General features: G+C 63.3%; 15 protein-coding genes and 1 riboswitch. Of the genes, 7 read left to right on the top strand and 8 right to left on the bottom strand.

Features of this window, described 5'->3' with window-relative positions; all coding sequences use genetic code 11:
• The first annotated feature begins 3 nt into the window (after nucleotides 1-3).
• On the top strand, nucleotides 4-1527 hold the full coding sequence (locus PJL15_RS02965; RefSeq protein WP_281449717.1) for a UDP-N-acetylglucosamine 1-carboxyvinyltransferase: 1524 nt from the start codon (nucleotides 4-6) through the stop codon (nucleotides 1525-1527).
• Nucleotides 1528-1633: 106 nt separating this feature from the next.
• The gene (locus tag PJL15_RS02970) at nucleotides 1634-2818 is read left to right on the top strand and encodes a glutamate--cysteine ligase 2 (RefSeq protein WP_281449718.1); all 1185 of its coding nucleotides are present in this window, start codon (nucleotides 1634-1636) and stop codon (nucleotides 2816-2818) included.
• Here PJL15_RS02970 and PJL15_RS02975 read toward each other — a convergent pair.
• The 4 genes from PJL15_RS02975 to PJL15_RS02990 are packed head-to-tail and all read right to left on the bottom strand — an operon-like array spanning nucleotide 2775 to nucleotide 5321.
• Entirely contained in the window at nucleotides 2775-3431 is a 657-nt protein-coding gene (locus PJL15_RS02975; protein WP_281449719.1) for a hypothetical protein, read from the bottom strand. The genes PJL15_RS02970 and PJL15_RS02975 overlap by 44 nt on opposite strands.
• A gap of 10 nt (nucleotides 3432-3441) precedes the next feature.
• Complete coding sequence (locus PJL15_RS02980; protein ID WP_281449720.1) at nucleotides 3442-4650, bottom strand: O-succinylhomoserine sulfhydrylase; 1209 nt, start codon at nucleotides 4648-4650, stop codon at nucleotides 3442-3444.
• Nucleotides 4651-5061, bottom strand: a complete 411-nt coding sequence (locus tag PJL15_RS02985; protein ID WP_281449721.1) for a rhodanese-like domain-containing protein — start codon at nucleotides 5059-5061, stop codon at nucleotides 4651-4653.
• Nucleotides 5058-5321 (bottom strand): DUF1737 domain-containing protein, encoded by a 264-nt coding sequence (locus PJL15_RS02990; RefSeq protein ID WP_281449722.1) that lies wholly within the window; start codon nucleotides 5319-5321, stop codon nucleotides 5058-5060. Before PJL15_RS02990 ends, PJL15_RS02985 begins: the two co-directional genes overlap by 4 nt.
• Nucleotides 5322-5334: 13 nt before the next feature.
• Nucleotides 5335-5446: riboswitch (SAM riboswitch) on the bottom strand.
• Nucleotides 5447-5612: 166 nt separating this feature from the next.
• On the opposite strand from PJL15_RS02990, the gene PJL15_RS02995 reads away from it, so the two are divergent.
• From PJL15_RS02995 to PJL15_RS03010, 4 genes are all read left to right on the top strand, one after another.
• Nucleotides 5613-6941 carry an NtaA/DmoA family FMN-dependent monooxygenase gene (locus tag PJL15_RS02995; protein ID WP_348651468.1) on the top strand — a complete coding sequence of 443 codons (1329 nt, stop codon included), beginning with the start codon at nucleotides 5613-5615 and terminating at the stop codon, nucleotides 6939-6941.
• Entirely contained in the window at nucleotides 6941-8497 is a 1557-nt protein-coding gene (locus PJL15_RS03000; RefSeq protein ID WP_281449724.1) for an aromatic amino acid ammonia-lyase, read from the top strand. Before PJL15_RS02995 ends, PJL15_RS03000 begins: the two co-directional genes overlap by 1 nt.
• A complete protein-coding gene (locus PJL15_RS03005; protein ID WP_281449725.1) occupies nucleotides 8494-9546 on the top strand; it encodes a PLP-dependent cysteine synthase family protein in 1053 nt (350 codons plus the stop codon). The genes PJL15_RS03000 and PJL15_RS03005 overlap by 4 nt, the downstream gene beginning before the upstream one ends.
• A gap of 164 nt (nucleotides 9547-9710) precedes the next feature.
• Complete coding sequence (locus PJL15_RS03010; protein WP_281449726.1) at nucleotides 9711-10193, top strand: carboxymuconolactone decarboxylase family protein; 483 nt, start codon at nucleotides 9711-9713, stop codon at nucleotides 10191-10193.
• A gap of 487 nt (nucleotides 10194-10680) precedes the next feature.
• On the opposite strand, the gene PJL15_RS03015 is transcribed toward PJL15_RS03010, so the two are convergent.
• Together PJL15_RS03015 and PJL15_RS03020 are read right to left on the bottom strand one after the other, a co-directional pair.
• Entirely contained in the window at nucleotides 10681-12135 is a 1455-nt protein-coding gene (locus tag PJL15_RS03015) for an amino acid permease (RefSeq protein ID WP_281449727.1), read from the bottom strand.
• A 264-nt stretch (nucleotides 12136-12399) separates the two neighbouring features.
• Nucleotides 12400-13341 (bottom strand): aminodeoxychorismate lyase, encoded by a 942-nt coding sequence (locus PJL15_RS03020; protein ID WP_281449728.1) that lies wholly within the window; start codon nucleotides 13339-13341, stop codon nucleotides 12400-12402.
• An 87-nt stretch (nucleotides 13342-13428) separates the two neighbouring features.
• Between PJL15_RS03020 and cls the strand changes: the two genes are divergently transcribed.
• Nucleotides 13429-14901, top strand: coding sequence for a cardiolipin synthase (cls, locus tag PJL15_RS03025; RefSeq protein WP_281449729.1), 1473 nt, complete (start codon nucleotides 13429-13431; stop codon nucleotides 14899-14901).
• 58 nt (nucleotides 14902-14959) lie between these two features.
• On the opposite strand, the gene pabB is transcribed toward cls, so the two are convergent.
• Together pabB and PJL15_RS03035 are read right to left on the bottom strand one after the other, a co-directional pair.
• A complete protein-coding gene (gene pabB, locus PJL15_RS03030) occupies nucleotides 14960-17005 on the bottom strand; it encodes an aminodeoxychorismate synthase component I (RefSeq protein ID WP_281449730.1) in 2046 nt (681 codons plus the stop codon).
• A complete protein-coding gene (locus PJL15_RS03035; RefSeq protein WP_281449731.1) occupies nucleotides 17002-17562 on the bottom strand; it encodes a low molecular weight protein-tyrosine-phosphatase in 561 nt (186 codons plus the stop codon). Before PJL15_RS03035 ends, pabB begins: the two co-directional genes overlap by 4 nt.
• Nucleotides 17563-17668: the final 106 nt, after the last annotated feature.

Here is a 17668-nt window from a genome sequence, read left to right on the forward strand (position 1 = left end):
GTTATGACGCAAGCTACGCCAGAACATGTAGGTCTCCTGCTCCGCAACGCACGTGGAGAAAAGGGCTGGACGCAAGGGCAGTTGGCTACTGAGCTGGGAACCAGCCAAAGCGCGATCGCCCGGATGGAGCAAGGTAAGCAGAACCTGAGCCTCCGGATGATCGAACGCCTCGAAGCGATCTTCGGCCGTTCCATCGTCAAGGTAGGCAAACCGCAGATGACCCACCTTCGGGTCGAAGGTGGCCGGACGCTTTCGGGCGAAGTGGATGTCAACAGCAGCAAGAACGCCGGTGTGGCACTGCTGTGCGCGAGCCTCATTAACCGCGGCACCACCACGCTCCGCCGGCTGGCACGCATCGAAGAGGTCAACAGGATTGTAGAAGTCCTGACATCGATCGGCGTCGAGTGCACCTGGCTCAATGGCAGCGATCTGCGCATTCGGCGGCCCGAGGTCCTGGACCTCGAGTCGATGGATGTCGACGCCGCCCGCCGCACCCGCAGCGTCATCATGCTGCTGGGACCGCTCCTGGATGAGACCAGCGAATACCTGCTGCCCTACGCCGGAGGATGCGATCTTGGTACCCGAACCGTTGAACCCCACATGCAGGCGCTCCGGGAGTTCGGCCTGACCGTTGAAGCCAAGTCCGGGTTCTACTCGGTGGCTGCTCCTCCGGCCGACGGACATCACCGCTCCTTCGTGCTGACCGAGCGCGGCGACACGGTCACTGAAAATGCGATCATGGCTGCTGCCCACCGCGAAGGCACCACGGTAATCCGCAACGCCAGCCCGAACTACATGGTCCAGGATCTCTGCTTCTACCTGCAGGGATTGGGCGTGGAAATAGAAGGCGTCGGCACCACCACGTTGAAGATCACGGGCCGGCCAGCCATCGATGTGGACATCGAGTACTTCCCGTCCGAGGACCCCATCGAGGCCATGAGCCTGATCACCGCCGGGATCGTGACCAACTCCGAGGTCACCATCCGCCGCGTTCCCATCGAGTTCATGGAGATCGAACTGGCCACCCTGGAGCAGATGGGCCAGAAGCTGGAGGTCTCCGGTGAATACATGGCCCGCAACGGCCGCACCCGGTTGGTGGACGTGACCACCAAGCCATCAGAACTCCATGCCCCGCAGGACAAGATCCACCCGATGCCGTTCCCGGGCCTGAACATCGACAACCTGCCCTTCTTCGCCGTCATCGCCGGCAATGCCGAGGGCCAGACCATGATCCACGACTGGGTCTACGAGAACCGTGCCATCTACCTGACGGAGCTGAACAAGCTCGGCGCCCAGGTACAGCTGCTGGACCCGCACAGGATCTACGTCAACGGACCCACCAAATGGCGTGCCGCAGAAGTTGGTTGCCCGCCCGCCCTGCGCCCCGCCGCCTGCCTGCTCCTGGCCATGCTGGCCGCCCGGGGTACGTCTGAGCTCCGCAACATCTACGTGATCGAGCGTGGCTACGAGGACTTGGCGGAGCGCCTGAACACCATTGGCGCGAAGGTCGAGTACTTCCAGGACTAGTCTCCGGAGGACGCGGGGTCACTTATGGCCCATCGGGCCCCCCAACATGGGCCATAAGTGACCCCGCGTTGCTGTTATGTGCGTGGCCTGAGGCGCAGAATGGAGCATGCGGACGTTCGGGGTGGAGGAAGAACTGCTCATCGTTGATCCTGTGACGGGCGCGCCGTTGGCCCTCGCGGACGCGCTTCTCGCTGGCCACGACGAACCCGCGACGGCCACCGGATTGAGCCAGGAGCTCAAACTGGAGCAAATCGAAACCCAGACAAGGCCCTGCCACACGTACGCCGAACTCCTGCAGCAGATCCGCCGGGGCCGTGCCATGGCCGACGAAGCCGCCCGGCAACACGGCGCCAGGGTTGCCGCGCTTGCCACTTCACCGCTGGCCTCCACCACTCACACCACCCCGGACCCCCGGTACGCCACCATGCTGGACCACTTCGGGATCATCGCCACCGAGCAGCTGACCTGCGGGTTCCACGTGCACACCTCGGTGGAGTCGCCAGAGGAAGGCGTGGTGGTGCTGGACCATATCCGCGACAAGCTCGCCGTGCTCACCGCACTCTCCGCCAACTCACCCTATTGGCGCGGGCTTCCCTCCGGATTCGACAGCTACAGGACCCAAGCGTGGAACCGCTGGCCAACGTCCGGGCCTTCTTCCATTTTTGGCTCGCTCACGGCCTATCGACGCGTCGTGCAGCGGCTTCTCGATACCGGGGTAATCCTGGATGAGGGCATGATCTACTTCGACGCCCGGGTCTCCAGGAACCACCCCACCGTGGAGGTCCGAGTGGCCGACGTCTGCCTGAGGGCCGAGGACGCAGCCTTGATTGCGGTGCTGGTGCGGGCGTTGGTGGAGACAGCTTCCCTGGAAATGCTCGACGGCGTTGATCCCACCCCGGTGCCGACCGCGCTGCTGCGGATGGCGGGTTGGCGGGCCAGCAACTCCGGTTTGCGTGGAGACCTTCTGGACTTCGGCGATTTCCGTCCCCAACCCGCCGCGGATGTGGTGTGGGCGTTGGTGGATTACCTGAGCCCTGTTTTGGATGACCAAGGTGAACTGACCCTCGTCAAGGCCGGTATTGCCGGGATCCTGGAGCGTGGCAACGGTGCGCTTGAGCAACGCGAAGCGGCGACGCGCTACGGGGACGGGCGCAACCCGCCCGTGAGTCAGCCCGACGCCGAAACCCTCGCCGCCGTCGTCGCGCATGCCGTGAAAGAGACCGTTCGTGGCACCGCGGCCAACGCGCTCAAGATCCCCACGCCCATGATGACCAGGGTGCGGCGGCCCTAGTCCCCGAGAGGCCCTGGTCTTCGACTTGCCCGGCGTCAGGGGGTTCCGACCAAGACATCAGGTACGCCCCGACCACTCCTTCGGTGAGATAGAAGACCAGTGGCGGAATGTCCTTGGTGGTCGCAAGGACTGCCCCGGAAACCGCTGCCACTCCTGCTGACCCGATCCCCACCCATCGTTTGGCAGGGGAACTAAGGAGGCTGCCACCCAGCGCTGCCAGGCCAACCACATGCAGCCAGGAGTATCCGAGGAACGGCGCGTTGGATCCGCGGAAAGAAGCGAATCGTTCAATGTCGGAGGCCCGGCGCGACAAGCTGTAGATGAATAACGGCGCTCCCGCGAGCAGCCCTGCTGCTCCCGCGGACGCCCACGCTTTGGCGGGACCGCGGCGTTGGGCTTTTGCGAACGCAACAACGCCCATCGGCACCGCCGCAGTTCCGGCAGCTGCAAAGTGGTGGCCGATGACCCATCCACGCTCACTGTCAACCAGCAAGCGCAGGCGTTCCGCGGGGTCGTGCATGAGGTAAACGCGCGACCCCGGCGAAATACCGGCCAACCACACCACCGAACCCGTGACTATGACAGCCCCCGCCTGGCGGTATGGATGCCTCATGCCAGCAAGGTTAGACCTGTTTGAGGGCCTTCTCCAGATCCAGGATGAGGTCGTCCACGTCCTCGAGCCCAACAGACAAACGGACCACGCCGTCTGAGAGCCCGATCGCCGCACGCCCCTCCGGACCCATGGCCCGGTGGGTGGTGGTGGCCGGGTGGGTGATGAGGGACTTGGAGTCGCCCAGGTTGTTGGAGATGTCGATGACGCGGAGTCCATCGAGCAGCGCAAACGCCGCTTCCTTGGCCGAACGCCCGGCGGAAGGTGAGAGCTCGAACGTCAGCACAGTGCCGCCGGCTTTCATCTGCTTGGCGGCCAGCTCGTACTGCGGGTGCGACTTAAGCAGGGGGTACTTGACCCAGCTGATGGCAGGCTGCTGTTCCAACCATTCGGCAATCTTCAGGGCCGACGCCGAGCTGTGGTTCACCCGCAGGCCGATGGTTTCAAGACCCTTGGTCAACACCCAGGCATTGAACGCCGAAAGCGATGGGCCGGTGTGCCGCATGAGCTGCTTTACCGGTCCGTCGATGAATTCCTTGGTGCCCAGGATTGCGCCGCCGAGGACGCGTCCCTGGCCATCGATGTGCTTGGTTCCCGAGTAGACAATCACGTCTGCACCCAGCTCGCCACAGCGCTGCAGCAACGGGGTGGCAAAGACGTTGTCGACGACGACAGTCGCCCCCGCGGCATGCGCCAGTTCGCTGACGGCCGCGATATCGACGATTTCCTGCATCGGGTTGGACGGGGATTCGAAGAACACAGCGGTGGTGGGTTCGGACAGGGCTGCACGCCACTGGTCAAGGTCCGGGCCATCGACAAATACAGTCTCCACGCCCCAGCGCGGCAGGATTTCGTTGAGGATCACGAAGCATGAGCCGAAGAGGGAGCGGGCAGCAACCACGCGGTCGCCGGCAGCCAGCAGGGCACCCAAGGCGGTGAACACAGCGGACATGCCGGACGCCGTCGCAAAGCACGCTTCGGTTCCTTCGAGCAGGCGCAGCCGTTCCTGGAAGGTGGCGACGGAGGGGTTGCCGTAGCGGGAGTAGACGAAGCGTTCGTCCTCGCCTGTGAAGGCGCGTTCTGCTGCGGCGGCGGATTCGTAGACGAACCCGGAGTTCAGGAAGATGGGCTCGGCCGTTTCCTGGAAATTGGTGCGGTCAAGGCCACCGCGGACGGCCTGGGTGTCAGGGCTCCAGCCGGCGGCATCGGGATTGAAAGTCACTTACTCGGTCCCCAAGTTCGTCGGCAGTCCACGGTTCTTCCAACCATTCACAGTTCGCTCACCGTAACGGTCCGGCTCGCCTTCAAAGCCTTCCAGCACGTTGTAGGAGGTGAATCCTGCCTGCGTGGCGGCAATGGCAGCGGAAATGGACCGCTGGCCGGAGCGGCAGATGAACACGAGCTCCACGCCGTCGTCCTCGGGTGCCTGCTGTTGCAGGTCCTCGATGAAGCGGGAGTTGGGGATGCCTCCGGCGAGGTTCCACTGGATGAACAGGGGATCGTTTTCGGTGGCTTTGGTATCGGGGATGCCGATGTGGGCCCATTCGCCCTCGGTGCGGACGTCCACCAGGATGGCGCCCTGTTCAAGCTTGGCCCACGCGTCGTGCGGGGTCAGGTCACCTGCGTAGCTCATGCGTGGCCCTCGAATGCTTCTTCGTCGTCGGTATCCAGTTCGTCAACAGCATTGGCGACTGCGGCATCGGCGCTGGCGATCGCGGCGGGCAGGACGACGGCCTGCGCGACGATCACTTCGGTTCCGTTGAACGTTGCCGCGGGGCTGCCGTGCAGCACGTACCCTTCCGCCAGGGCGTTGGTGATCCGCTCGCAGAAGTCACGGGTATCCGGGCCTGTTATCAGGCGGTAGGAAAGTTTTTCTTCAGTGGGTTCAGGCATTGCTGGTGCTCCTCAGTCACGCTTGCAGTTCGAATTGTCGATACGCCGAGTAGTCACCTGAGGCACCCCGCCGGAGAGAGGGTTGCCGACCAGCAAGTCAGGGCTTCGCGCTGGTTCTCATTACTCAAGAAAAACGTAGCATTCAGCATGGCGAAGCCGCACGTGGCGGTGGTGACGCCGTCGTCATGTTGCGTAATCGGACGGTGGTGGAGTACAGGTCCAATTAAGACGTCCCGGGAGCATAATTGACGCAGTACGACCCCCTGTAACTTCGTGTGAAATCAGGTCGCGGTGAACGGACAGAGCAGTTCTACACTCAAGCCCATGCTGCATTTTGGTTGGTTTGTGGGGCACGGATTCGGTGTCCAGGGCTGGGGAACTCCGGGCTACAGCCTGGGCTACGACTGGAAGAAGCCCGCCCTGTACCAGGAGGCTGTCCGGGCCTTCGAGCAATCGGGTTTGGACCTGTTCATCATCGAGGACTCCCTGACTGTCCCGGACACCTACGGCGGCACGGCCGAGGTTTCCCTGGCGCACGCTTCCTTCGCACCCAAGCACGATCCTTTGGCCTTGGTGCCGTACTTGCTTTCAGCGACCGAGCACCTCGGGATCGTTCCTACCGTCAGCGCTTCCTTCTATCCGCCCTTCACCGCGGCCCGGCTCCTGGCCACGCTGCAGCACTTCTCCGAGGGGCAACTCGGCTGGAACGTGGTGACCTCGGGCAGCGACCTCGCGGCTCAGAACTACGGGCTGGACCAGCAGATTGAACACGACCTCCGTTATGAGAAAGCGGAAGAATTCGTCGACGTCGTCAGGCGGCTGTGGCGGAGCTGGGAACCTGACGCGGTCCTCGAGGACGTTTCGGCCGGGAAATTCGCCGATCACACCAAGGTGCATCCCATCAATCACGACGGCGACTTCTTCAAGGTCCGCGGACCGCTGAACACTGCGCCTTTGCCGGAAGAACCCGTGCTGGTCCAGGCCGGTGCTTCTCCGAGGGGCAAGGCTTTCGCGGGTGGGCACGCGGATGTGGCCATCGCGTTGGCGCGTGGCGTGGAGGGCATGAAGGCTTACCGGGATTCGATCCGCGCCGAGGCGGCCAAAGCCGGCAGGAATCCCGACGACGTCAAGGTACTTTTCGTCCTGAAGCCCACCGTGGTTGGTTCTTCTGCGGAGGCCGAGGAACTGCGGGCGCAGCGCCGTGAGCTCACCCAACGGGACATCGACAGCCAGCTCAACTCCATCTCCTACCTCTCCGTGATCGACTTCAAGCAGTTCGACCTCGACGCCCCTCTCCCTGCATTGAGCACCAACAGCAACCAGGGCACGCTGGAGCATTTCGCCAAGGCGGCCCCTCCCGGGTCTACGCTCCGCGAAATCCTGCAGGCCCGAAGCGGCGGAGCGGGGGACTCGATCATTGGGACCGTTGGCGAAATTGCCGACTATTTGGAGGAGACCGGCTCCGCTGTGGGAGGCGACGGCTTCCTGTTTTCCGGTTTCGTGGATCCCGTGACCGTTCATGGCGTCCTGGACAAACTCACCCCCGAACTCAGGCGGCGCGGCCTGTTGAGGAAGAGCTACGGCAACGGCGGGTTCCGGCAGAACCTCTTGGATTTCTAGTGGGAACTTTCAGCATCGGGACCGGGCCTGTTTCCGCATTGGCGCTCGCTCGGGCAGCGGCAGATCCAACGTTTCACGTGGAAATCACCCATGATGCGTTGAGTTTGATGCATCGCGCGCGGGAGGTCGTGGAACAAGCGGCCGCCTCCGGGCAGCGGGTGTACGGACTTAACACGCTGCTCGGATCGGGCCGGGACACCGTTGTGGAGGAGAAGTCCATCCTGGCCTACCAGGTTCAGGTGGTCAGGTATCACAACAGCGGCGTCGGACCGTACCTGGACCGGGCTGCTGCCCGCTCCGTGATCCTCGCCAGGCTCATCGGGTTCACCCGCGGCGGCTCCGGCGTGCGACCCGGGACAGCAAGTTTCTATGCCGAACTGCTCAACCGGGGCGTCTTTCCCGCCATCCCGAGCGAAGGCTCGGTGGGCTCCTCGGACCTGACGCAACTTGCCGCCGTCGCCGCCGTTGCGCTGGGCGAGGGCGAAGCGTTCGACGCCTCGGGCATGCTGGTGCCCGGCGCAAAAGCGCTCGCGGACGCCGGACTGCAACCGCTCCAGCCCGCGGCCGGGGAAGCGCTGGCTTTGGTGAGCGCCAACGCCTACTCCGTGGGCGCCGGAACACTCGCCCTGGTTCGCCTCCAGCAGCTGGCGAGGCTGGCCGACGTCGCGCTTTCACTCTCTCTGGAGACGATCGCAAGGTACGACGGCGGCGGGAACCTCAGCCCGTTTTCGCCAATTATCCAGGCAGCCAAGGAGGTGGACGGGCAGCGGGACTCGGCCGCCGCCGTGCGCAGGCTTTTGGGTGGTGGGTGGCTTGAGGAGGTCCGGCCGGAAGTATCGGTTCAGGACGCGTTGTCCTTCCGGGCGGCCCCACAGAACCATGGGGCCTTCCGTTCCTTGGTGTCGCAGCTGGGTTTGGCCCTGGAAGTGGAACTGAACGGCAGAGGGGACAACCCGCTGGTTGATGTGGAGTCGGGCGCTATGGTGTCCGGCGGAAACTTCCAACCCATGCAGCTCGCGATGTCCTTTGAGGGCTTGCGTCTGGCCTTGGCGCATGTGGGCATCTCCAGTGAGCGGCGCATCGCCAAGTTGTATCCGCCGCAGCGGGCCATCCGGGCACGGCACCTGGCTGCTGCGTCCTTGGAGCCTGGTTCGGCGTCGGCTTTGATCCAGGAAGAGCTGCCCGGACTGCTTTGGTACTCCGCGGCAGGACTGTTGGCCGAGCTCAAGTTCCTGGCCGCTCCCGCGACCCTGGGCGCGCCCACCCTCTCCGCCGACGTCGAGGACCATTCCACCCTTGCACCGCTGGCTTTGCAGCAGTTGGAGAAATCCATCGATGCCGCGGAGAAACTCCTGGCCATCGAGGCCCTGACGGCCTCCTATCTCTTGCTGGAGGCCGAAGCCGCGCAGCCGCTCGGCAATGGGACAGGCTTGGTAGTGGGCCGGCTTGCCGATGTCCTGGCGGACCGGCCTTCGGCGGCGGACCTCGTGGAGCGGGCGCGGACAGTGCTTTGGGAAGTCGTGCAACAACTGTTTCCTGAGGAGGCGTCATCATGAGCACGGCCACCCGCAAGCATGGAGTGCACGCAAAGCCCGCAGGTCTGGACGGACTCGACGCCTCGGTTCTGGAAAAGGTGGGCAACACGCCGCTGCTGAAGTTGGAGTCCTTCAGCCGTGGTCTTGGCAGCGCCATCCACGTCAAACTGGAGTCCGAGAACCCGGGTGGTTCCATCAAGGACCGCACTGCGCTGAGCATGGTCCGCGCAGCTGAGCGTTCGGGGGAGCTGCAGCCTGGTGCCACGATTGTGGAGAGCACGTCCGGCAACACAGGGATCGGGTTGGCGCTGATCGGGCACCTCACAGGCCACCCGGTAGTGGTGGTCACCGGCGACACCATCTCGCAGGAGAAACTCGCGGCGCTCCACAACTACGGCGCACGGGTGATCCTGACGGATTGGAATGCGCCGTCGGAGTCCCCGGAGAATGCCCGGGCCGTGGCTGCACGCATCACCGCCGAAACTCCCGGCGCTTGGCGGCCCATGCAGTTCGACAACCCGGCAAATCCCTTGGCGCATTACGAGACGACCGGGCCGGAGATCTGGGAACAGACAGGTGGCCTCGTGACGCATTTTGTTGCCGGCATCGGAACCGGCGGGACCATCAGTGGCAACGGGCGGTACCTGAAGGAACAGGTGGCAGCTTCGCGGCCGGGCGGGCACCTGGAAGTAGTGGGCGCCGACCCCTATGGCTCTGCCTACAGCGGCGGCCATCCCGGCGAGATCCTGGTGGACGGAGTGGGCAACTCCTGGCCCCAGGCAGAATGGCCGAAGATCTTCGACCGCTCCGTGGTGGACCGTTTCCTGCGGATCCCCAACGACGAGGTTTACTCCACAGTCCACCGATTACTGGACGATGAGGGGCTTGCTTTGGGGCCTTCTTCGGGACTGGCTGTGGCTGCTGCGGTGCGGGTAGCCCGAGCCGCGCCCCACGGTTCGGTTGTGGTCGCCATAGCGCCCGACGCCGGCACGAACTACCTGAGCAAAGCCTTCAACCCGGTGTGGCTGGCAGAAAACGGCATACGCCTCTCCGCTGACGCCCCCGACTGACCCTCTCTCACGTAACCTCCCCTTGGGGCGGACGCTCGCTCACGTATCCTCCCTTTGGGGCGGACGCTCGCTCACGTATCCTCCCTTTGGGGCGGACGCTCGCTCACATATCCTCCCTTTGGGGCGGACGCTCGCTCACATCCCGTGTGCGTTAAGCTCCAACCATGCCTGAACAGGAAACAAAACCCCGGTTGGCCGGTTATCTCGATAAGCAGCAACCCGATCTATATGCGACGCTCAGTCACTATTCGCAGCAACTCGTTGACGAAGCTGACCGGGTAGGTATTCCGCGCCAAACACTCGAACTCATCAATTACCTGTGCTCACAAATCAACGGCTGCGCGTTTTGCTTGGATCTGCACCATCGCCGGGCTTTGAAGTATGGGGAAACTGAGCAGCGGTTGTCCTTGGTGGCTGTGTACAAGGAAGTGCAACTCTTCGAGCCCGCCGAAGTCGTGGCAATGGAGATCGCCGAGCAGATAACCAGGATGAGCAGCTCCCGTCCCAGTCCGGAACTCTTTGCCCAGGCACGTCAGCACTACAGTGACGAGCAGATCAGTGTCCTCTGCATGGCGGCGATCGGAATCAACGCGTTCAACCGGCTCTCCATTCTGAGCGAGCACCCCGTCAGGGCCGGCAAGAAGTAGGCCCAGAGCCACCAGCGCGCGTGCCGCCACCACCCACTTTGGCCGGAGACTTCATCTCCCATGCCGTGGAATCGGCGTGGCTGGGTCATTGGGTGGTCAAAGCGGGTGGTGGCGGTACGGGGAGCGTCCTGGCCTCTTTTGAAACAAGATCAGCCCTTGAGCAACCGCAACAGGTTGTCCAAGGGCTGATCTGTATCCAAACATGGGCAGGAAGCCATGGAGGTGAGCCCGTGCAGCGAGGAGGGGCCGCCGTCGTGCTTTCCTCGTGACGGTCGAGGCTAAAGCGTGCCGCCACCACCCACTTTGGCCGGAGACTTCATCTGACATGCCGTGGAATCGGCGTGGGCTGGGTCATTGGGTGGTCAAAGCGGGTGGTGGCGGTACGGGGAGCGTCCTGACCTCTCTTGAAACAAGATCAGCCCTGGGCAACCGGAACAGGTTGTCCAAGGGCTGATCTGTATCCAAACTGGGTCAGGAAGCCAGGGTGCTAGGCATCCAGGGCTTTCTTGAGGGAGCGCCGCCGGCCGTACTTGAAGTAGAAGAACGCATAGCAGGCGCCCACAAAGGGAACCCCGAACAGGAGAGCCGCCACTTGGTTGGGGTCGAAGGCAATGCCGATCAACGACACCACGCACAGTGCGAACGCAAGGATCGGCACCAGCGGGAAGAGCGGCGCTTTGTAGGGCAGGGTGTTGACGTCACCGCCGTTCCTTACGAACGTGCGCCGGTAGATGAAGTGGGAAGCCACGATGGACATCCACACCCCAACCGTCGCGAATCCGGCCACCGAGACCAGCACCAGGTAAACGGTAGCCGGGGCCACAACGCTGCTGATGAGTGAGGCCAGTCCGCCAAGCATGCTCACGCAGAGGGCAACCATCGGGATGCCGCGCTTGGTGAGTTTCTTGAAGACCTGCGGGGCGTGGCCTTCGTCAGCCAGCGAGAACAGCATGCGGGCACAAGAGAACAACCCGCAGTTTCCTGCCGAGAGCAACGCGGTGATGATCACGAAGTTCATGATGTCCGCCGCGTACGGAATGCCGAGCATGGAGAAGACGGTGACGAACGGGCTCTCATCCACGCTGACTTTTTCATACGGGATGGTGGCAGCGATGACGGTAATGGCACCCACGAAGAAGATCATGAGGCGGATGACCGTGGTGCGCATGGCCTTGGGGATGTTGGCGCCGGGGTTTGCGGTCTCGCCCGCTGCGACGCCGATCAGTTCGGAACCGGAGAACGCGTAGAAGACCGCCAGGCAGGTGACGAAGACGCCGGTGAAGCCGTTCGGGAAGAGTCCGTCGGGGGTGCTGAAGTTCGAGCCGAATGACGGGTAGTCGCCCGAGGCAAGGGGGTGGAAGCCGGCAAGCGCGGCTCCACCCAGGATGATGAGGCCGACGACGGCGGCGACCTTGATGAGCGCGAACCAGAACTCGGATTCGCCAAAGACGCGCGATGAAATGGCATTCAAGGTGAACAGGACCGTGGCGAAAATGAAGCACCAGATCCAGACATCGACACCCGGGAACCAGCGCTGCATGAGCAGGCCCGCTGCGGTGAATTCAGAGCCCAGCGCAACAGCCCAGCAGAGCCAGTAAAGCCACGCGGTGGCAAAGCCTGTGGCCGGCCCAATGGTCCGGGCGGCGTAAATGTGGAATGCGCCTGACACGGGGAACGCAACAGCGAGTTCCCCGAGGCAGGCCATCACGAGATAGACCACGACAGCGCCGATAAGGAAGGCAAGTACCGCGCCCAAGGGGCCCGCGGTGGCGATGGTGTATCCGGAACTGACGAACAGGCCGGAACCAATGACACCACCCATCGCGATCATGACCAGGTGCCGGGCCTCCATGGACCGGCGGAGTCCTGATGGTGAAGCGGCAGTACCGGACTGCGCTTCGGTTGCCGATGCTTCGGCTTTTGTGGGGGAGCTGAGTCCCATGTTCCCTCCGGGAAGTTAGCCAGCAAAGTCTGAAGTAGTACCAATTGGACGTGATCCAACTAACACGAGAACAAGATTCATCACATGACGAATGACCATTTCAAGGAGGATAAGAAATGCGATCGAACGCCTAAAAAGCTCTTGCCCTAGGCCAAGACTTCCTAATCAATGAGTCATGCGAGCAATTACTCTACTTGTGACCTGCTAGGTTCCAAGCGGAGCATCCTTGGCAGATGCCACATTGTCCAAGTCCTTGGCAGAGCCCTATTCGATACCCGCGAACAATTCGTTCAGCTCCGCGGTGAGCTGCTTCCGGATGGCCGGGGTCCCTACTTCCTTGCCATTGATGTGGTTCACCGGCGCGATCAAACGGATGCTTGAGATGAGCCACACTGCGTCGGCGTCGAACAAGTCCTGCGGCTCCAGCGGCCCATAGCCCAGCTCCCAGCCGGCCGCCTTGGCAGCGGCAAACAACGCACCTTGCGAGGTGCCCGGGAGGATGCCGCTGTCCAGTTGCGGCGTGATGAGGCGACGAACCGTCTTGACCGTACCGTCGCCGTCGTCCACTGTCTCCAGGTGTGCCAGCAGCACTGTGGACGTCGGTCCTTCCAGGACGCGCCCATCGGTCGAGGTGAAGATCGCATCATCGGCACCTTGCTTGTGCGCGTAGCGCAGAGCGGCCATGTTGACTGCATATGACAGTGTCTTGGCGCCCAGAAGCAGCCATGGCGCGCGCTCGCCGGCTTCGGTGTCGAAACCGCGGTCCAGAAGCACGACGTCGATGCCCGTCTCGCGCTGACGGCGACTGCCCGCGGGCGAGGGCGAAGCCTGTACCCAACAGGTGGGGCTCGCCGCGCCTTCGACGCCGCGGGTGACGATCAACTTGACCACCACCTCGTCTTCCTCCGGCGTAGGCGCAGGGTGGACATCGCGGAACTCCGTGATGGCAGTGTCGATGGCCCTCCGCCAAGAGTCCTGCCCTGGCAGTGTCAGGTCCAGCGCGGCCGCGGAACCGGCCAGTCGGTTCAGGTGTGCCTGGACTTTGCGCGGGCGCCCCTGCACCGCCAGGAGTGATTCGAAGACGCCATCGCCACGTGTAGCTCCCAGGTCTGTAGCCATGAGCTGGGGTTGGCTGGAATCGGCGATTCGGCCGTTTTCGAATGCGGGGTCCAGGAAAACGAGGACCGTGGGAGCTGCAGAAGTCATGGTCCAAGCTTAGTGCTGGGCCGCCGCTGGTGACTTTGCCGGATAGGCTGTGGTCACTGTTGTCCATGAACCGTGGGGGTTTGTCACGTGCTCTTTCCTTTTCCGTTTGGCCAGGAGTGGACCTGGTTGCTGGGCGCGTGGGCCATCGCGGAAGTCATCATGCGCATCGTCCTGCTGGGCATCATCCCCGGCAACCGACGGCCCACTACCGCCATGGCGTGGCTCCTTGCTGTGTTTCTCATCCCATCCGTGGGTTTTGTCCTCTTCCTGCTTTTTGGGAATTTCAAGCTCTCCCGGCGCCGGCGTGAACAGCAGGAGGAAGTCAACCGACGTGTTCGGGCAGTAACCTCCGACCTGTCGGATCCCGTGAGCATCTACTCCGGACCCGAATGGGTGAAGTCGGCGGGTGAGCTAAACCATCGGCTGGGCTCGCTGCCGATGGTGGACGGCAACAAGGTGGAGTTGATTCCCGGGTACGAGGAATCCATCAAGGCCATGGCCGAGGCCGTCAGGGGTGCCAAGAACTACGTCAATGCCGAGTTCTACATCATGAGCAGTGACTCGGTGACAAACGAGCTTCTGACCGAGATGGAGAAAGCAGCTGAACGGGGTGTCACGGTGAGGCTCCTCTTCGACCACATCGGAACGCTCCGGGTCAAGGGCTATCGACGACTGATCCGCAGGCTCAAGGCCGGCCAGATCCAGTGGAAGCGTATGCTCCCGCTGCTGCCCATCCACGGCCAGTGGCGGCGCCCCGACCTGAGGAACCACCGCAAGATCATGGTGATCGACGGCCAGGTTGCATTCACCGGCTCCCAGAACCTGATTGAGCCCTCCTACAACAACCCCAAGCACCACAAGGTTGGCCGCAAGTGGGTGGAGCTCATGTCCAGGCTTGAAGGACCGATCGTGCCCACCCTCAACGTGGTTTTCGCGACGGACTGGCTCAGCGAAACGGACGAATCCCTGGAGGACCAATTGCGACTCCCGGCGCTCCCGTCTCCGGGCCAGGTCACCGCGCAGGTGGTCCCCAGCGGACCGGGGTTCGCTACCGAAAACAACCTGCGCCTTTTCAACACGCTGATCTACTCCGCGCAGCACCGGATCTCCATTTGCAGCCCGTACTTCGTCCCCGATGATTCCCTTCTCTACGCGATCACCACTGCCGCCCAGAGGGGAGTGGACGTGGAGCTGTTTGTCTCGGAGAAGGGGGACCAGTTCCTGGTGCACCACGCGCAGCGCTCCTATTACGAGGCCTTGCTGGATGCCGGGGTGCGCATCTATCTGTACCGTGCCCCGTACGTCCTCCACGCCAAGCACTTCACCATTGATGACGAGGTGGCCGTTCTTGGTTCCAGCAACATGGATATGCGCTCCTTTTCCCTGAATATGGAGGTCTCGGTGATGCTGCTGGGCGCCGAAACCGTGAACCTCATGCGGGCCGTGGAGTCCACGTATCGCGAGGTATCCCGTGAGCTTATGCTGGAGGACTGGATGGACAGGCCCCCTCTGGCCAAGTATGTGGATAACGTGGCCAGATTGACCGCGACGCTCCAGTAGTTTTGTACAGCCAATGCTCCCAAGGGGCCTTTATAAGGGTGTTAGCTGTCCAAAAAACTCAGTCCGGAAAATCGGCTCCGAGAGTGGAGAGCACGCCAAAAGCCTTGGTCCGTATCTCCTCATACTCGTCATCAGCTACCGAATCCGCCGTGATGGCCCCACCCACTCCGAGCGTCAGCGTGCGCCCGCCTTCGCCGTCGGGGTTCACCACCAAGGTGCGGATCACCACAGCGAGGTCGGTGGCCGCGTTCAGGGAGAAGTAGCCGATCGCCCCGGAGTAGATGCCGCGTGGCCCTGATTCAAGCTGGTCGAGGATGTCCATGGTACTGATCTTGGGTGCCCCGGTCATGGAGCCCGCCGGGAACGCGGCCGCGACCGCTTCCGCCCGGGGAGCGCCCGGGCGGAGGTGTGCGTCCACCGTGCTCACCATTTGATGGACTGTGGCGTAGCTTTCGATGGCGCACAGCCTGCTGACGGTGACGGAGCCGGGGATCGCGAAGTGGCTGAGGTCGTTGCGCAGCAGGTCCACGATCATGATGTTCTCGGCGCGGTCCTTCAGCGATGTCTCCAGCTCCTGCCGCAGGGCTGCGTCCGCGTCGGGGTCGGCAGACCGGCCACGGGTTCCCTTGATCGGCTCGGCGCGCATACCGCCGTCGGAAAGTATCCGGAGGAACCGCTCAGGCGACGTGCTTGCAATCTCCAGGCCGCCGAACCGGAGGTAACTGGCGAACGGGGCCGGGTTCCGACGTCGTAAAGCAAGGTAGCTGCTCCACGGATCGAGGTCACCGGCGGGCGCTTCAAGGGTGGTCGTCAGGCAGATTTCGTAGGAGTTGCCCTCGCTGATCTGGTGCTGGGAGTCGGCGATTTTTCGTTTGTAGTCGGTGGCAGAATCGCGGCTGGTGAACTCGGGGGCAGCACCAACAGCGGCAGCACCAACAACGGCACCAACGCCGTCACCACCGCCAGAAGCCCGGACGACGGCGGCACGCGCCTCGCGCAGCCAGTCGCCGGCGTCGGGGGCTTCCAGGGCGAGCAGCCAGACTGTGCGCTCGCGATGGTCCAGCACCACGGCCCGGCCCGCAAAGAGGAGCGCAGCGTCGGGGGTGTCGGATTGGACATCGTTGCCGCCGGTTTCGCGCTTGAGTTCGTAGCCCAGACACCCGAGCCAACCGAGCGTGAATTGGCCATCGTATCCTTGGGGTGCGCGGAGGGCCCGCCTGCCCCACACCGAGTCCAGCCAGCGGAAGAAGGGGCCGGACGTGGTCACGGTGGCGGAGCCTGCCGTCACCCTTGTGGCTCCCGAGCGGTGCAGGACGGACTGGCCGAAAGTACCGCCGTCGTCGGCCAGGATGCTGAAGCGGCTGCGGGCCGCAGCCTGGGAGCGGCCGGCAACCGCGGCGGCGTTGGAGGAGTCAAGCCAGACGGCGTTCGTTGAGCTGCCGTAGAGGGACTCGAAGAGCTGTGCGGCGTCCGGCGTCGCGTCTATTTTTTCGGACCGAAGCTGCAGTCCGCGCCGTGAGCTGAGCTCCGGGGACAGGATGGCTGCGAGCGACGGAAGGTACATGAGGGCCTGCAGGAGTTGGTCCAGGGCGCTGCCATCGGCAGGATTCTGGATCTGGATATCGGCGTCGATGACTACGGAGTCCGCGGAGAGCCACTCCTCTTCCTGCGCCGCCCACGTATCCCAGTAGGGTTCGTAGGTGCTTCCGTCGCGGGTCAGGGCACGACGACGGCGATCGTCGCCCGGCGCTTCAACCCAAACCACCGCGTCTACGAGGGGACGGGCGGCGTCCGCGCCAGCCCCAACACCCTCCACGATGACGATCTCGGCGGGCAGCGTGACGTTCGGTCCGCCGTCGTAATGCCGTTCCCAGTCCCAGCTGACCCATTCAGCAGCCGTGCCTTGGCTCAGCGGCGTGAGGACAGTGGCCACATAGCGTTCGATGCCGGTACGCAGTCCATTCCATCCCGGATAGATGTCCTCCAGGTGGAAGAGTGAAACCTTGTGGTGTTGCCGCAGCCGGGCCGCCAGTTCGACGGCCAGTGTGGTTTTGCCTGCGCCGGACCTGCCGTCAAGAGCGATGATCACGGGTGCAGGGGTCATGTCATAGAGGTTACCTGCTGGTGCTCGTGGCCTGCTTCGGTGTCAGCCTGGGCGATAGCGGCCTTGACGTGCTCAACAATTCCCGGGATGGCGGCTTTTATGAGCGTCCAGGTGTTGTCGAAGTCTGTGTGGCCGCCGTACCAAGGGTCCTCGATGCCAAGGTCCAGGGAGCTGCGGCCTGCCATCCGGGGGTCGAAGCTCCGGAGCATGCGGACTTTTTCCAAGGAGGCCCGGTCCGGCGCCCCTTCTTGGAGCCAGCCGAAATGGTCTACGTCGAGGGCAAGGATCAGGTCACGTCCGGCGAACCATTCATGCCGCCATTCCCGGGCTACGTGGTCTTCGGAGGCGATGTGCTGGGCGGCCAGGACGCGGGCGGCCCTGGGGTCTATCGGGTGGCCTACCTCGTACCCGGTAGTCCCCGCTGAGTCCACCTCTACCCGTTTGCCGAGCCCTTCCGCTGCGAAGGCTTCGGTCAGCATCAGCGCAGCCATGGGCGAGCGGCAGATGTTTCCAGTGCAGACCGTGATGATGCGGTATGGGCTCGTCGTTGAGTACATGCAGCAAGCATGGTTGATGTCACCCCCTCTTGGCTAGGGGCAACTTCACAAGTGAGTCACTTTTGGTGTCAAAGCTGTCACAAGGGCGTGTTGTGGGGCGCTGCGC

Origin of the sequence: Paenarthrobacter nitroguajacolicus, from assembly GCF_029952445.1 — a bacterium.
Taxonomy (GTDB): Bacteria; Actinomycetota; Actinomycetes; order Actinomycetales; family Micrococcaceae; genus Arthrobacter; species Arthrobacter nitroguajacolicus_B.

Bases quoted from the DNA above. Each gene is read 5' to 3' on its own strand.
- PJL15_RS02965 (WP_281449717.1), top strand. From the start codon at position 4: ATGACGCAAGCTACGCCAGAACATGTAGGTCTCCTGCTCCGCAACGCA.
- PJL15_RS02970 (WP_281449718.1), top strand. From the start codon at position 1,634: ATGCGGACGTTCGGGGTGGAGGAAGAACTGCTCATCGTTGATCCTGTG.
- PJL15_RS02975 (WP_281449719.1), bottom strand. From the start codon at position 3,431: ATGAGGCATCCATACCGCCAGGCGGGGGCTGTCATAGTCACGGGTTCG.
- PJL15_RS02985 (WP_281449721.1), bottom strand. From the start codon at position 5,061: ATGAGCTACGCAGGTGACCTGACCCCGCACGACGCGTGGGCCAAGCTT.
- PJL15_RS02990 (WP_281449722.1), bottom strand. From the start codon at position 5,321: ATGCCTGAACCCACTGAAGAAAAACTTTCCTACCGCCTGATAACAGGC.
- PJL15_RS03005 (WP_281449725.1), top strand. From the start codon at position 8,494: ATGAGCACGGCCACCCGCAAGCATGGAGTGCACGCAAAGCCCGCAGGT.
- PJL15_RS03010 (WP_281449726.1), top strand. From the start codon at position 9,711: ATGCCTGAACAGGAAACAAAACCCCGGTTGGCCGGTTATCTCGATAAG.
- PJL15_RS03015 (WP_281449727.1), bottom strand. From the start codon at position 12,135: ATGGGACTCAGCTCCCCCACAAAAGCCGAAGCATCGGCAACCGAAGCG.
- PJL15_RS03020 (WP_281449728.1), bottom strand. From the start codon at position 13,341: ATGACTTCTGCAGCTCCCACGGTCCTCGTTTTCCTGGACCCCGCATTC.
- pabB (WP_281449730.1), bottom strand. From the start codon at position 17,005: ATGACCCCTGCACCCGTGATCATCGCTCTTGACGGCAGGTCCGGCGCA.
- PJL15_RS03035 (WP_281449731.1), bottom strand. From the start codon at position 17,562: ATGTACTCAACGACGAGCCCATACCGCATCATCACGGTCTGCACTGGA.